The sequence below is a fragment of the Paenibacillus sp. NMA1017 genome (assembly GCF_058895805.1).
Genome location: NZ_JBZXYR010000001.1, coordinates 189,100 through 205,432 on the forward strand (window position 1 = coordinate 189,100; position 16,333 = coordinate 205,432).

The 16,333-nt window shown below is 47.7% G+C and carries 12 protein-coding genes; all 12 read right to left on the reverse strand.

The features are described 5' to 3' along the window. Positions 1–479: 479 nt before the first annotated feature. On the reverse strand, positions 480–1,664 hold the full coding sequence (locus tag AC5ELV_RS00875; protein ID WP_493428797.1) for an aminotransferase class I/II-fold pyridoxal phosphate-dependent enzyme: 1,185 nt from the start codon (positions 1,662–1,664) through the stop codon (positions 480–482). 1 nt (position 1,665) lies between these two features. Next, positions 1,666–2,595 carry a D-alanine--D-alanine ligase gene (locus tag AC5ELV_RS00880; RefSeq protein WP_493429333.1) on the reverse strand — a complete coding sequence of 310 codons (930 nt, stop codon included), beginning with the start codon at positions 2,593–2,595 and terminating at the stop codon, positions 1,666–1,668. Between the two features lie 107 nt (positions 2,596–2,702). Then, positions 2,703–4,187: an aminotransferase-like domain-containing protein gene (locus AC5ELV_RS00885; RefSeq protein ID WP_493428798.1), complete on the reverse strand. Its 1,485-nt coding sequence runs from the start codon at positions 4,185–4,187 to the stop codon at positions 2,703–2,705. A 642-nt stretch (positions 4,188–4,829) separates the two neighbouring features. Continuing rightward, on the reverse strand, positions 4,830–5,639 hold the full coding sequence (locus tag AC5ELV_RS00890; protein ID WP_493428799.1) for an SDR family oxidoreductase: 810 nt from the start codon (positions 5,637–5,639) through the stop codon (positions 4,830–4,832). A gap of 265 nt (positions 5,640–5,904) precedes the next feature. After that, positions 5,905–6,741 carry a hypothetical protein gene (locus AC5ELV_RS00895; protein ID WP_493428800.1) on the reverse strand — a complete coding sequence of 279 codons (837 nt, stop codon included), beginning with the start codon at positions 6,739–6,741 and terminating at the stop codon, positions 5,905–5,907. A 12-nt stretch (positions 6,742–6,753) separates the two neighbouring features. Continuing rightward, on the reverse strand, positions 6,754–7,506 hold the full coding sequence (locus AC5ELV_RS00900; protein ID WP_013309992.1) for a vWA domain-containing protein: 753 nt from the start codon (positions 7,504–7,506) through the stop codon (positions 6,754–6,756). A gap of 84 nt (positions 7,507–7,590) precedes the next feature. After that, positions 7,591–9,636, reverse strand: a complete 2,046-nt coding sequence (locus tag AC5ELV_RS00905; RefSeq protein WP_493428801.1) for a serine/threonine-protein kinase — start codon at positions 9,634–9,636, stop codon at positions 7,591–7,593. A 201-nt stretch (positions 9,637–9,837) separates the two neighbouring features. Then, positions 9,838–10,113, reverse strand: coding sequence for a WXG100 family type VII secretion target (locus AC5ELV_RS00910; RefSeq protein WP_013309990.1), 276 nt, complete (start codon positions 10,111–10,113; stop codon positions 9,838–9,840). 249 nt (positions 10,114–10,362) lie between these two features. Continuing rightward, complete coding sequence (locus AC5ELV_RS00915; RefSeq protein ID WP_493428802.1) at positions 10,363–10,899, reverse strand: WXG100 family type VII secretion target; 537 nt, start codon at positions 10,897–10,899, stop codon at positions 10,363–10,365. A 5-nt stretch (positions 10,900–10,904) separates the two neighbouring features. Continuing rightward, positions 10,905–11,747 (reverse strand): hypothetical protein, encoded by an 843-nt coding sequence (locus AC5ELV_RS00920; RefSeq protein WP_493428803.1) that lies wholly within the window; start codon positions 11,745–11,747, stop codon positions 10,905–10,907. Positions 11,748–11,763: 16 nt separating this feature from the next. After that, the gene (gene essC, locus AC5ELV_RS00925) at positions 11,764–15,759 is read right to left on the reverse strand and encodes a type VII secretion protein EssC (RefSeq protein ID WP_493428804.1); all 3,996 of its coding nucleotides are present in this window, start codon (positions 15,757–15,759) and stop codon (positions 11,764–11,766) included. Between the two features lie 67 nt (positions 15,760–15,826). Next, positions 15,827–16,147 carry a hypothetical protein gene (locus AC5ELV_RS00930; protein ID WP_029517061.1) on the reverse strand — a complete coding sequence of 107 codons (321 nt, stop codon included), beginning with the start codon at positions 16,145–16,147 and terminating at the stop codon, positions 15,827–15,829. Positions 16,148–16,333 lie beyond the last annotated feature (186 nt).

Genomic DNA, 16,333 nt, shown 5'->3' on the forward strand with positions numbered 1-16,333 from the left:
AAATGGGTTAAATGCCCCCTATTTAAGTAACATTCTAGCGTTATTTTGGCAAAAACGCATCTAATATTACCTCATCCTCTTGCGATCGTTTAAAACTTGTTCACATTCGATATAATTCGACAAAATCTGAGGTGCGAATCTCTCGGAGAATTCATGTGAGCTTCACATTCGCACCTGGACAGACTCGCTTTTTGGCTTAGCTACAAATACCTGCCTGGACTTATTTCACCTCTGCCAGTTCTGCCACCTGTGAAGGAGGAAGTGCACATTCGAATATATTTAATTCATCGATAGCGCATTTAAAAGCAAGGTTCCACCAGTTAACTCCAAAGCTGAATGTTCGGGCTTTGGGTAAATACATCCGGAAATATCGACTACAATGATCAGAAAAATACCTGTATGTTTTCGAAAATCATAAAGGTATTTGTAAAATATTTTATGAAAACGTTCGGCAAAAGTTGAGTTATTAACCCTGTTCATCATACCGGCTGCATTACCTGCATAAACCTTCCCATCCGTTCCAGCGCCTTCTCCAAATTGACGAGCGAGGCTGCATATGAGCAGCGAATAAAGCCCTCTCCGCCTGATCCGAATACATGTCCCGGTACGACCGCCACCTTCGCTTCCTTCAGCATACGAAGTGCAAACTGCTCAGATGACATGCCAGTAGAAGTAATTGAAGGGAAGGCATAGAAAGCCCCCTTAGGCTCATGACAAGCAAGCCCGATTGCATTCAAGCCGGCCACAAACAGCTTGCGACGTTCATTGTAGCTCGCCATCATCTCATCCTTGGCAGCCAAGCCATGGCGCAATGATTCCAGCGCGGCAATCTGTGCAATGGTGGGCGCACACATGGCTGTGTACTGGTGGATTTTCAGCATGCCGGCAATCAGCTCATGCGGACCGCACGCATAGCCTACCCGCCAGCCTGTCATCGCAAATGCTTTAGAAAAACCGCTGATGACAATCGTACGGTCCTTCATGCCCGGCAAAGAGGCGATACTGACATGCTTTCTCCCGTAAGTCAGTTCGGCATACACTTCATCCGAAATGACGACCAGATCATGTTTGATAATGAGCTCTGTAATCGGCAGCCAATCCTGCTCCGTCATAACTGTTCCAGTCGGATTACAGGGATAATTGATCATTAAAACCTTTGAATGAGGTGTAATTGCCGCTTGCAGCGCTTGCGGGGTCAGCTTGAATTGCTCCTCTGCCGTAGCCGCCACCTCTATAATTTTACCGCCATGCAGATGGGTAATGGGTTCATAGGCAATATAGCTTGGTGCTGGAATCAGCACCTCGTCACCTGGATCGATCACTGCTCGCAGCGCCAGGTCGACGGCTTCACTGCTCCCCACCGTCACAATCATTTCCTGCTCAGGGTCATAGGAAAGCGCGAAGCTGCCGGAAAAATAAGCAGAGATCTCCTCCCGCAGCTCCATCAAGCCGGCATTCGAAGTATATTTCGTCTGCCCTTCACGCAATGCCTGAATGCAAGCTTCACGTACCTTTTCCGGTGTAACAAAATCAGGCTCTCCGACCCCAAGGGCGATTGTACCTCCGCCTGCTGCATTCAGATCAAAAAAAGCGCGAATTCCCGATGGCCGAATATCCCGTACACGCGAGGATACAAACCGCCCTGTCCCCTTTTCACTAAACATATTACGCCATCCTCCATTCCTGTTTCCGCTCATGGAGCGAGCTGGCAATAATATGGTCCAGTAACTGTGTAAAGGTTATACCCGCAGCTGCCGCACTCTTCGGAAGCAGGCTGTTGGCGGTCATTCCCGGTAATGTGTTCACTTCCAGCACGTAAGGCCTATCCTGACACAAAATCATATCGACTCTTGCATAGACCTTGCATTGCAGCAGTCGGTAGCTGGCCAGTGCCGCCTCGCGCACACGCTGCTCAATAACGAGAGGAAGCTCGATCACCTCCTCCTTAGCACCATCGACCTCATATTTAGCTTTATAGTCGAACCACTTCGAACGAGCGGAGCTAATGCTAATAATCGGTAATACCTCGCCATCTACGATGGAGCAGGTAATCTCCGTCCCTTTATAATAGCGCTCAATCAAGATCGCTTGATCTAAGCTGCAAGCCCCCTGAACAGCCGGCAGCAGTTCCTTCTCATTTTGTACAAGCTGGATGCCGATACTGGATCCCCCCGTATTCGGCTTCACAATAACCGGGTAGCCCAAACGCTCCACCACCTGCGGATCATAATCGTCCATCCCCTGCCAACAAAGGCCTGCAGGCGTATGCACACCCGCTGCCTTCAACAGCGTCTTGGACAACTGCTTATTCATGCATAAGCTGCTAGCCAGGACACCGCTGCCTGTATAGGGAATGCCCAGCGTCTCCAGCGCTCCCTGCACCGTGCCGTCCTCCCCATACTGACCATGTAGTGCCAGCAGCGCGATATCGATGCCTGCCTGCTGGACCTGCGCGATTAAATCCGCTCGCTGCTCGATCACAATTGGAACCACTTCATAACGGCTGCGATCCAAATGATCGATCATCTCTTGACCTGTCTGCAAAGAAATCTCACGCTCAGAGGAAATACCGCCCATAATAACGCCAATTTTCATCATGCACCTCATTTTTCTTCAAAATCTTTATGTGGCTACGGATGTTCATCCGATCGCTAGTGCTTCTTCAGAACAACATTCCGTCTCTATAGCTCTTTTCTTAATCCTTATGCCTTAAGAAAGTTACGCGTCTGTTTACCGATTATTTGAATACCCCGTTCGATATTTTCATCTGTTACTCGTGAAAACCCAAGCCGCAATGTATTCGTCCCTTCGCCTTCTTGAATAAAAAACTTGTCTCCCGGTGTAAAAATGACGCCCTGTTCTGTGCAAGCTTCTAGCAGCTGGCGTGTATTTATGCCTGTCGGGAAGGTAAGGAACAAATGCAAGCCCCCGTCACCAGACACCTGCGCCTCAGGAAGATGTGCTTCACAGCATGTCTTTGTCAGCTCATATTTACGCTTATACTCTGTACGTGCTTTTTTTACATGTTTATCGAAATTTCCGTTAAGCATATATTGGTATAAAATCGATTGATCGATTGTTGAGGTATGAATGGTGCGCGCACGCTTAATGCTTTCCAGAGTGTCAATCAGTGCTCGGTCTCCAAGCACCCAGCCTACTCGCAAGCCAGGGAACAGCACCTTGGAGAAGCTGCCTATATAGATTACTCCGTTCCCTTGCCCTGCTGTCGCTATTAAGGGCGCAACATGCGCTCCCGAGTAGCGTAGCTCCTCATTGAATCCATCCTCAATCACCGGAATCTGATAGCGCATCATTAATTTCATAACAGCGCTGCGCTTTGCTGGCGACATGACGATGCCTGTCGGATTGTGATAGGAAGGAGTCAAATAGGCCAAATCGAAGCTATTGGTCTGCAGTACCTCCTCTAGCCGCTCCACATCAATACCGTCACACTCCATCGGAATGCCGGTAATCTCAAATCCTTGCAACTTCAAATTTTTGATCGCTGTGTGATGGGTCGGATTTTCACAAATTGCCGCTCCGCGGCGTGCAGAAGGGCGTAAAGCCGACAGCACAATGTCAAAGCCTTCTGTAAACCCGCCTGTAATCAGCATATCTTTGCCGCTTATATCGACGCCCTTGTTCTCCATATAATGCATCAGGTAATCAATCAGCGGCTTGTAGCCCTTGGCATAGCCGTAGTTGAGCAGCACCTGCCCTTCGATTGCCATCCGGTCCATAAAAGCTCGCCTTACATCCCCCAGATCAAACAGCTGCTCATCCGGAGCGATGCTTGTGAACGAGATAGTTCCCTTTTGGGCACGAATGCCCTGCTTCATCATATCCAGATCAACAGCCGATACAGCATACTCGTTCATTCTTGCCTTCCAGTCGATCTCCCAGGTGGCAGAACCGCCAGCTCCTCCGTTATCTACGGCCGACTGGCCCACCATGGCGGCCACATAACTACCCTTTCCGGGAATCGCATACGTAAATCCGTCATCCTCCAAGCCTTCATAGGCTGCAATGACTGTATTGCGGCTCACCTTAAGCAGAAGGCTCATTTCTCGTGTGGAAGGCAGCTTCTGATCCGCCTGAAGCGCCCCTTTTATAATTAAACGATTGACGTATTCTTTTACTTGTATCGAGACCGGCCGGTCACTGACGAGCTTGAAATCCTGGAACATCCTTCATCGCCTCCCCCTATAATGATGGCATACAAGACGAGTGAAAAAAAAGAACCACCGCACTGGATTTTTCATCCTTCGGTGGTTCTTCCGCATTTTATCCCCTGTACGCCCTCATATTCTTGCCTCATTCCCCCGCATCATTGCCTCTCATCGCGCCCATTGCGAGCATTGTACATATCACCAAGCATCGTTTTACTTCGATTTTATTTTCTTCCTTCTGCGGCTGAAGCCCTGAGAACTATGCAAAGCATACCAGTCAAACAAAACCATATACCGTAACAACTGACCGTGAATCCTGCCGCATCGTCAATTGTCACATGGAGTCGCCTATTTCTTTCTTGAGGACGTCCTCCATTCATCATATTTCAATCCACGCACTCATATAGAGTGCGACAGCGAAAAGTGGGGAAATTCAATCTTATGCAGTCCAATTTTAGCATAAATTTTAACAATTGATATCAAAAAATGAATTTACACACTACACAAGTTCATATTTTGTTCACATTCGACATGCATTCGACAAATTTCGAGGTGCGAAGGATCCAGGGTTTTTATGTGAGCTTCACATTCGCACCTTAACCAAGACCATACACTCAGGATACCACAAAACATTTCTCTGTCCCAGACTATGCTCTATTTCTAAAATAATAACGACTCTGCCCCGTCAATGACAATTTGTGCGCCAGTAATGTGACGCGAATGATCAGAGGCCAAGAATGTCACCAAATCAGCTACCTGCTCAGGTTGACCCGGTCCATCAGCCAATGGTTGTCCTCCTTCGGGAAACTTGACGGGGATGGTAATTTGCTTTAACCCTTCCGATTTCTCCGTGGTTTCATCAATATTCGTCGAAATGGCACCTGGACAGATGACATTCACACGAATACGGAACTTAGCCAGCTCCAGCGCAGCCATTTTAGCAAAACCAGTTTGACCCGCCTTCGATGTGCTGTAGGCTGACATCCCAAAGCTGGTAAAGCGCTGATTACCATTAATAGAACTGGTAATGATAATGCTGCCGCCACCGTTCTTTTTCAAATGTGGTATTGTATACTTCACCGTCAGGAAGGTACCATCCAGATTCGTAGACAATGTTTGGCGCCAATCCTCAATGCTCAGATCCTCAATCGGTCCGACGACCCCGTTAATCCCCGCATTGGCAAAAATGATATGCAGACCGCCAAATAATTCAACCGCTTCCAGAACTGCTTTTTCCACACGCACCGGATCGGCAATGTCCACGTCAAAAGCTCGCGCTGATCCTTCACGTATAGCATTAATTTCTCTTTCCGTCTCCAAAATGCGCTCATTACTTACGTCAAAAAGAGCGACATTCGCTCCTTCTCTGGCCATTTGAATGGCCGTTGCCTTGCCAATGCCAGAACCAGCTCCCGTGATCAGAGCAGTTTTGCCTTCAAAGCGTGCGCCTCCTGCATATGTGTAGCTCATATGTATCGCTCCCTTTCAGTAATCTGTATAATCACAAGATTACCCAAAAGGATATACTTTATAATCACCATTTTTGCGCATTTTTTGCTATTCCTTTGCGATATTTAAGAAAAGGACGAATATTACGCGCATTAGCGCTTCTTTTCTTCTCCTCCTCGTTACATTCTATAAATATCTTAACGAATCGTAATGTTCTATGTATTCATCAAAAAAAGGACGTATACATCCATATCCATGGTTGTATAACGTCCTTTTGCTTAATTATTTACCACTGCAGCTCAATAAATGCAGCATCATCATCAAGTCCCCCGGTATGGGATGCATCCAGCAACACCTGTATCTGCTCATCAGGGACAAGCTCGCGAATGGGGTCCAAATCGGATAAACCGTCCGTATATACCTGTAATCTCATCGGCATATCTGCGGGAATGCTTCTCTCATACCAATGAGGCTTCCCTCCAATCGGCCCACGACTTGTAGACCAACGCTCCGCTGTAGAGAAGGTATGATCGAACAGTTCGCTGATTTCTTCGGCACCGTTCCATAGTCGCAAACGTGAATCCCCTTGCCAGGCAAGTCGGAGACGGCCACGGCTACCACGCTTCGGCAGTTCGATTTTACCGCAAATATACATGGACTGGCTTCCCTGACGACGTTTATCTTCCAATACCGAACGCATTAACCCTGATTCGTGATCCAAAGGCTGCCGATCCAGTTCTTCTGCCGCTGTACCTGCCAAACGTTCAAGGTACACTCTCAATTGATCAGCAGACAGATCTTGTCCCCGTTCCATCCAATCCAGTAAAGAAGAACCCAGATAGCGGGCTGCAAAATCTCCTCGGTAACTGAGTCCGACACCATCACACAAGACAAAACAACAGACGGATTTATGAATACGTACTGCGGCGAAATCCTGTCCGCTTTCCCCCATACTGGCAGATTCGGCAGATCTTCCATAGCCATAACGACACATAAAACGACTGTGATGAGATGATAAAGGCTGATCGCCTGTCTGAGAGCTTATGTAAGCAAATTGCTGAGTCAGCCTTGCATTCATTCCCTTTTTTTTGCTCGCGGGGAGCAGGGACAGCAGTGGATTCATGCTTTTACCTCCTTACCGTACAGGCGTTGCGGCCGACATTTGAAACCCAATGGACACCAGTTCCGCACAGGTTCCGGGCAGCATCATAATGGCTCCTTCACCTAACTGATAATCTGCCTCAAATAGCATTTCCCGATAGCTTTCAGGCAGTACAGAAGACATATCACGCAATTTCACAGCATGTTCATCCTGCAACGGCGTATTATGTGTCAGACCTTTCCAGCGACGGGGGTCCTGAATAGGCGTTTCCAGCAACCTGTCGGATAAAAATATATTTTCCACCAGTACATTACCGTCCGGTACACTCATGCTCATAATGCGCTTCGCAATCGGTTCCGGATCATCGCCTGTGGAAACCCCATCTGTCATATGACAGACCAATGGTGCAGGACAGTCCTGCATCCCTGGTAATTCTGCCTGCAAAATACGCTCAGCTTGCAAGAAGGCTTTTGCAGAATCTGAGAATCGTTTGGGTGTCAAATCGGGCAACGAGCCAATGGCCGCGATTTCATCAATTCCCTTAACACCATTCAGCAGGTCATACACATCGTCACTATAAGCCAAAATCGCAATCCGATAGCGCGCTGTCAGCCGATTTCCTTTGGTCGATCGGAAAACCATCTGCCGGATCGCCAACGATATAGCTTCATATACAACGTCAATACGCCGCCGCCCCTCCATCAGCATGTTCATCGACGCGCTGATGTCAATCAGGTAAATGATCAGGGCGGGAGTACGTTGTGAAGCCTGTATTGTATAATTCATGGTTTGTACATGCTCCCCTCAGTTACCTTCTATCTCCATCTGTTTCGTATCTATCATTCCGCCCATATATAAACATATGAAATATTAAATTTTAGGCAGTCTAAAATTTGTATCTCCTAAAAAGTTATAAATAGAGGAGGCCCGATATCCCACTTCACCTACCGAACGATAATAAGAAGGATTACTATCATATAATGCTCTAAAACGCTTCGCAAAGCTCTTAGCCTTCGCAGCGCTTCCACCTTCCTGAGAGGCATACGCCTTGTTGTAGAGGGAAATAAGCTGAAGAACGTTCTCCTTGTTTCGTGCATGCATGGACTCTTTTTGCTTTTGTTCCGCCTCGGCTGCTGTTTTACGAGCTGCCTCTTCCTGAGCGGCACGGGCTTCTTGCTCTTTTTTCAAGGCCAAGTATTTTTCATACTTTGCCTGTTGATCATACGCTTTTTGCTTCGCCAACTTGGCAGCCACCTGCTTGTTTTGTTCCTTTTGGGCGAGATAAGCTTCATATTTAACCTGTTGAGCGATAAGGGCTTGCTGTTTCTTCTGCTCTTCCTGTTGCTTTTGAGCAGCAAGTGCCTGTTGCTTGGCCTGCTGTTCCGCTTCCTGTCGTTGTTTCTCTGTCAGCAATTTTTGAGCCGCTTCCTGCTCGGCTGCCAGCTTTTCCTCGGCCGCCTTTGCAGCCTTCGCTGCCTCTTTCTGCTTGGCTTCCTCGATTTGCCGCTGATTGGACTGATCTGCAAGAATATTCACGGCTGGGATTCCAGCTGCCAATAGAACGACTGCGGCCGCAGTTGTCACGATAAACGCTTTGGAGCGATACCAGGCTTTTGATTTTTCAGGTTGCTCTGGCGTCTTGGGATTCAACTGCTCCTCTAGACCTGTGATCGCAGCTGACACCTCCACATGCAGAGGACTGCCGTCTTCTACAAAATGATACAACGACCGGTATACTTCCAGCGCTGCAGCAGGTTTGTTTTGCTGCTCCAAATCACGTGCCTGTCGGAACAGCTTGTCCGTGACCCCACGCTCTCCCTGCTCCAGGGCAGCCTGATTTAGCAATGCAGCCTGTTCAGCCCTGAGCGGTGCAGGCGCTGACAAAGAGGGTGCAGCTTCACTGGCAAGGCCGCCCACCACTGCCGATTCTATTGTTTCTGTCGCAGCAGGCTCCGGTTCTATAGCCTCAACTGGAATTTCCTGCTCAGTAACCGCATTTAGTACAACCAGCCATTCGCCAAAAGTAGGGCAACTGCTTAGATCCTGACTATCCCAGGCACGGCTAAACAATTCTACCACCTTGCTGCCCCAACGGGATTCAAGCGATTTTCGTAAAATAAAATAACGTTCGCAAGGCGTCTGCATTTCATGCTGATCAAAATAACTTTCGCCCCACGCTTTGTCGACTACTACACGGTCAGACCAGCCTAGCATTTCTCCTATAATAATTGCCCCTGCAAAACGGTCTGCATACGCACTCCATAACCCGCTGTGGACGGTACGATGGGCGGCATACCCTGGCGAGCCTGCCAATAGAGCGTCTGGACGATCCATTTTAGTACTATACATTTGTTCCACGTCCACCAATTCCACAGCTGACGTGCCTTGAGGCAGTTCCACTTCAGAAAAAAACGGAAGCATCACATTCGGCGCCGATAAATCACAGTGCGCCAATCCTTTTTGCTCCATAGCTGAACCGATCCCTGCCAATGCTCTGGCTAAAGCCAGACTATCGGAAGCCTCAAGCTGACGCTGATCTGTGAGACAATCGAACCATGTCATACCGTGAACCCATGGCATCAGCACCGCATACAGCAAATCAGGCTGCTCGGCGATCAGACTTCCGTTTCTTTCTGGAGTGAGCACATCACGCTTGCATACCTGCAAACCGGGAATATCCCCGTATGCTTCCATATGCTCAGATTGATAAACCATAGCCGGGATGCGGAACTTCGGAAAAAACACTTTAAGGGCTTTTGCCTCATGCGGTGCTCCGTTTTTGGCATTCAACTGGTATACAATTCCCTGCCGTCCTGCTTGAGCATAGGCTAAACCGGGTGCAGCGGGATGTCGTCCAACCACATAAGCTGTGCCGTTTATGATCAATTCGTCTCCCGGATTCGGTTGAAAAGACATGAAACATCCCTCTCCTTACATCATTCAGTATGCTAGTTTTCCTCACCTTATTATATACATCTATGGATGGCAAGAAAACCGGGTATCCGAAGATCGCCCGGTTTTTCCTGAACATCCTGTGCCAAACTGTGAGGAATTGCTCACGTATTGCTTCTTAATAGAGTGGTATATGATAAGTTAATGCCTATCAGGCAAGGCAACTTATTTGGTTTGGTCAACCGTACGGAATTTGTTAGCGATAGCTGTCAATTCTTGGCTGATGCTGTTCAAAGTCGTTACGAAAGCTTGCATTTGTTTGCTAGCTTCCTGAAACTCTTGGAAGAAGCGTTGTTTAGTCATACCTTCCCATTGACCCTCCATACCTGAGATGGACTGTGTCAAACTGGAAACGATCTGTTGGCTTTGCTCACCACTTTGTTTAAATTGGTTAGCCACCTGATCAACCTGTTCTGGGGTAATTAAAATGCGTCCTGCCATTTTTTGCGTCCTCCTTGATGATAAAAATGTTTTTGTTTTATCTGGTTCAAATTGTACTATGGCTATTTAATTCCCTACAAAAGGCAAAGGACCTAATTGTAATAATCCCACTTTTTAACTATAAAACAGCGCCTAACAGTATAATTTTAACAAAACAACCACCTAATAAGTCCCATAAAGCCGGGAATTGTGAAACGAATTCAAATAAATTTTGCAGTCGATCCAGATTGTCCCGGAACGCGATCCCAACTAAGCGACAGGCTGATCTCTTGCTGTAGACGGATCAGTAAAATACCAATCCTGCGGACTGCTAGAAGACGCCTGCATCAGAATATCCTGATGCAACGTTTCTACCTCCGAAGACTGTACACCAGCAATGGCATGTACGACAGACTGCGGGTTAGAAATCAGGCCGCTTCCTTCCGAAGCTTGCCCAGGCAGAATAGACGGTGATTGCTGATTCGACCAATCGAGCATCGTGACGGGTCGTCCCAATGGTTGGCTGGCAAATGACAGTATCGTTTGATAGTTGTGGTCAACAGACTGAAACTGCTCTGCCTTTCGGTTCAGTTGTGTACCTGATGTATGGAGGTAAGCATGGATCTGTTCTGACATCCGTTTGGCCTGCATCCAATGATTCAAGATCGCCTCGCGTGCAGATACATCCCAATCCAGCGATTGTAACGCCTGCTCCAAACCTGCTGTTAACTGTTGAATTTGCTCCGCCGCATGCTGTAGCTGCCCGCTAAGCCCCCGAAGCACATCCGGTTCAACTCGAATGCGCATATCCATCACCCTTCTTCTGTCACTTCTTCATTCACTGCCGACTGTTTCAACCAATTTAATAATAAATCCACAAACTGATCTCTTGAAGCCATAGCTGCAATCAGCCAGTCTCCGTTACCACTAGAGCTCATTCGAAATATCCAGTTCATTGCAGGACACAGGACAAAGGCTGCCCGTTGTGATTCCCACTCCCTGCCGTTCCATACCAGCAATTGCAGTTCTCCTTCGGCTACACGGGAACTCAAAGACTGAGCCAGTCTTGCAGCCCCCTCTGCATCTCCGCTAGCCTCGGTCAGTTTACTGCTGATCAGAGACACACTTTCTTCTGCCGATTGCTCGTAAATTTTATTAAATGCCTGCTTGGAGAACATAAGTGCGGGGGATTCAGGCACAAGTCGATCAACCCAACCCATTTTATCAATCAATGTCTCGCAAGCCTTTTCCACATTACCCAGATCATACAGTCGATACTCATCGGGTTCATCAGCGGATTTCACGAGCTCCACTACACGCTCGTTCGTGCAATGGAGATAGCCTTCAAACTGCTTACCTCCCCGCGCATAGCGTATACGGCAAGCCCTGTTGGATAGTCCCGCGATAGCGACTCTTGAAAAAACGGTAGGAGGCATTGCTAGCTCTTTGCCCTTATCTACCCGCTTTAGATAACCCTTTTCCAAAAGAGTAGCTTTTACCTGCTCCCACTCTTCCGCCAACTCCTCTGCTAGATAGCCCTTAAACGGATCTTCTACCCCAAGCAGTCTGTCAGAACCCAATACGCCTGCCAGAAAAAACAGTTCCTTCGCCTTGAGGGTTATTAACTTCTGCTTGGAAGCTTGAAACGTTAACATTATGAGCCACCTCCCTTCAAACTACAACATGCCATCGGTCACGAATTTTCGTTATCCAATCCTCACAGCTCACTTGCTCTGAGAAGGGAATTGCCGCTTTTATCCTGGTAAATTTGCGCCGTACGTAGTATCCCTGCCCAGGTGGCAGGACTTTTAGGCCACCAGTAGCGGCGTTCGCCTCCGAATAAGGGATACGAAAGAACGATAGATCATTCGAATCTAGTGTTCCAAAAAGCATACCACTTTGGCTTGCCTTGACATCATTAAACCAGTCCACACCAAAGGTAGGGAAATCAGATGGCACACCCGAGAGCACGACATGCACATTGCGATCACGTCCCAACCGTACAATGGCGGAGAGCTGATCCTTTATCATAAAATCGTTCAATTGCTTGCTTAACATATCCGCATCATCAATGACCAGGAGCAATTCGGGATCATTCCCCTCCTTGTTCCGCTGTTGAACGATATCATACACTTTCTGTACCAGAGGTCCCATTTCTTCCTCGCTTTCAGCAGCAGCCTTAACATGAGGAAGATGCCTTAATCTAGATAGTCCTCCGCCTCCATAGCGTGTATCGATCGTATAGACTTCCAATTGATCGGGAGATGTGTAATAAGCAAGCGATATAATCCAGCTCATTAGAAAAGAGGTTTTTCCACCCTCCATTGGACTACCCACAATAAAATTGGGCCCTTCTTTTAGATTCAGGAGAAAAGGCTCAAGATCGTCACTCTGTAGACCTACAGGTACTTCGTAAGGTAGTGCGCCCGATGGTCCACTTGTCCGATCCCACTGCTGAAGCAGCTCCGATAGTGGAATCCGCTCAGGTAATGGGAGGATAGCTGGTGCGTGCTTGCCTTTCCATTCCTGCACAATGCCAGCAATATTGCGGCGTAGCCGTGCTGATCGCTCCGCCTCATCTTCTCCTGGTGAAGGCAGTGCCGTCTGGAACTCCAGCGGAGGAACATGCCCTTTAACCAGAGCGCGACCTGGAATTAACGGTCCTGGCGTTTTGGCTGGTCGCCCTACCGCATAGTAATAGTCACTCGGGTCGGACATTTCAAAAGAAACAGCATTCGGTATGTTACTGCGGAATTTCTCAAACACATCGGTAATCCGGTTCGCTGTAATGATAAACGTGATGCCTAGACTACCTCCTTCTCGCAAAAGAGATTCCAGCAGTTCATTTTCATCTGGATAAGCATTACGGAAATTAAGATATCCATCAATAACTACGACAATTTGCGGAATATCCTCGACAGCAGAACGTCGATAAGAGCTTATTGTTTTGACACCAGCCTCGGAAAGCATTTCCTTGCGTACGGCCACCATCTTGAACAGATAACGGAACAATCGCTTGATTCGGTCATCCTCCTCAGCCATCATAACAGCCCCGATTTGGGGAAGTTCCCCAAAGTCGCGCATCGTTCGACCCATGTCAATGATATAACCGTTCCAATGATTCGCAGCAAAACGCTGAGCCGTGGACATCAGCAACGTATGCAAAAAGGTTGTTTTTCCCATGCCGGGCATGCCATACACAGCCCAATGACCATGATCTAGCGATGCATAAATTGGCTCCTGTCGCTGATTCGGCAAATCATCCACCAGACCAATAAGAGCCTTCAGCTCCAGAGGTGATGATGTACTATCTATTTCGGTGCATGCCGGCAAATTTGTTAAATCCAGCAATTCAGGCAGCGGCGGAAGCCAAGGTCCCTGAAGCCGTTCGATCCCTGCCCTAGCAGCCTCATTCGCAATATAATCAATAAATACTTGAAGCTGTTTAGGGGCTTCTTCTCCTTTTAAGCCTGAGCTTGCCCGTTCGCCACCCGTCAGTAGCGCTTCACGTTTTCCGTTCAGTCTCACTTCATGTACAGGTAGTGCAGAAGAAATATCGCTGTTGCCTATATACGGCGCACCGCTCCAAGCAAATTGCATCTCTTCAAATACTTCGTCGCTACCCACTTGGAAATATCCTCGTCCCGGCTTCGTAATCCACGCGGCATTCGGTATTTTCAACATGTCACGGCTATCACCTTCGCTTTGCACCCGTAAGCAGATGCGGAATCTGGAGTTACTCCAGATCTTGTCATCCACGACACCTGCGGGCTTTTGCGTCGCCAAAATCAAATGGACACCTAGTGTCCGCCCAATCGCAGCAATACTGATTAGCTCATCCATAAACTCTGGCTGATCCCGCTTTAATTGTGCAAATTCATCAATAATAATAACCAGATGAGGCAGCGGTTGTTCCTGCCGCTGCCGGAGTAGTCTGTAATATTCATCAATATGCTGTAAATTGCCTGCATCGTTCAATATCTTCTGTCGACGAACCAGTTCTGCTTTAAGAGATATTTTGGCACGTTCAATCAAATTATTGTCCAAGTTCGTAATCGTACCCACAACATGCGGCAAGTTAACGAACGTGTTGGACATGCCTCCACCCTTGTAATCGATCAGCATAAAAGCAAGATCATGCGGATGAAACTCGGCAGCAAGCGAGGCTACGATGGACTGTATAACCTCACTCTTTCCTGAACCCGTTGTACCGGCGATCAAGCCATGGGGACCATGTCCTTGACGCTCTATCTTATCATGCAGGTTAATCATAATCTTCTTGCCGCCTGCTCGCACGCCCATTGGCACAGGTAAGGTATCAGGATGGCGGTTACGTCGCCACCGATCTGCCACATCCAGTTCTTCCACACTCGCTACGCTCATCATATCAAACAGAGGCAGCACAGCGGGAATATCAGAAGCAGAGGAACGCTTCAAACGAATAGGAGCCATGTACCGTGCCAATGCATCGGCTTCCTCTTTTGACAAACGATCCGGTTTAAAACTTTGCTGTTCAACCTCCGCCGATTCTGATTTACGGGCATATACGCCCTGCTCTTTGGAAGCCTCCACAATCAGCTGACACTGCATCGGCAAAGCCTCTTTACGAGAAGCCAGCACAATCGTACACGCATCAATGGCTCGGCCGTCTTCCAATAACAACGGCAGCAACGGTTCTTCCTCAATCAGCTGGGTGTCAGATAAAACAACGACATAACACGGGACTTCCATCCCTTTGCCCTGACGATCATTGCGATTATTTTTACGGCGGTTCAGCCTGGCAAACAGAAAATCAGCTAATTGATGTGCACTACTACTGCGGTCTGACATCATTCTCTGGATTCGGTCATCATCCCATACATGTGGAAGCCAGCGCATCCAAGTCCATTCACTTTCCTCTCGCTCGTCATAGAAGGAAGCGATTTTCACTTCATCTGGCGAGTGACGAACCGTCACTTGTGCCAAAATGACTCTTAACGCAGCAAGGGTATGCTCCCGGTCGCCGACCAATCCAACCACTTTGGATTGAAATAGCGGTAATGCAATGGAAGCAGCGTCTACCAGACGGAATTCCTCTTCCAGTTCATCCGCAGCTCCCAGCAAGGGATCTCGGTCATAACCGTCTGGGCGTGGAATTTGCAATTTTATATGAAAGGGAACTTGTCCAGTCCCAATACGCACCTGCAAAAAGTCCTCATCCTCCGGTGATCGTTCCCAAAGTGAACTGTTGCGGTTTTTGACGATTTGAGTACATATTTGCGGGTCACCGTGAATTTCATATAGTGTGCGAATTTGCTCCTCGCGTTTCATTTCAAGTTCTTCACGATGCTTTTGGAGCTGTTCCCGATACATCCGGTCCCGTTCCTCTAGCTTGCGCTTGTATTCCTTCTTATTATTTAGATAGACAAAAAAAGGAATCGTATAAGATGTAAGCATCATGACCACAGTGACCATTTGGAACATCAAATAGTTACTGTTGCCCATCTTGCCTGTTTTGCTCATATATACGTAAAAGCCTATAGTCACCAACGTCATCATTAACGGAATAAGTATAGATATAATAGAAAAAGACGGCTTGCTCGGCTCAGCCGGAGGCCGTAAAATCTCCAGCTTCTCCTCTCGGAGCGCCGGCCTTAATCTCGGGGATCGCTGGTATAATGCATTCAAGACAAAAGTCCCCCTTTTCGCTTACTATTTCATTTTACCAAGGTTTCATATAATTTCATGTGTGTATTTACCCATTTTTTTCATTTTGAAACAGAGAACGCCTTCCATACACAGGCGCTTCGTCCTGAGTTGTCGAAAAAGCGCGCTGAATACGCACAGTACAGCCTTCCCGCAAGCCGGATCCTGTAAGTAGCTGGTTATCTCCCACCCTGAACCAAAGCCCTTCCGGGAACTTTGCTTCCATAATATATTGCATGCCTTCCGCCGGAGGCTCGCCGAAAATGCGCACACCCAGCATCAGCTTTAAATGTTCCACCGAGTATTCATCAGCTACCTCGATGTCAAACCACTCTGTTTCCTGTCGTCCTGAAAGCACGGTCAGGATCATCTGTCATCCCTCCCGATCCTTAATATATAGTAAAGTTCACGCAAAAAGCCTATTTCCACGGAAATATGGCTATCGTAACTGTAGCATCCGACTATTAGACTGTCAATTTGTTACAAAATACCCACTCTAAAAATAAAACAGCGACTTTAGTCATAGTTTCTCATATTAGTAGAGTCATTGGTATCG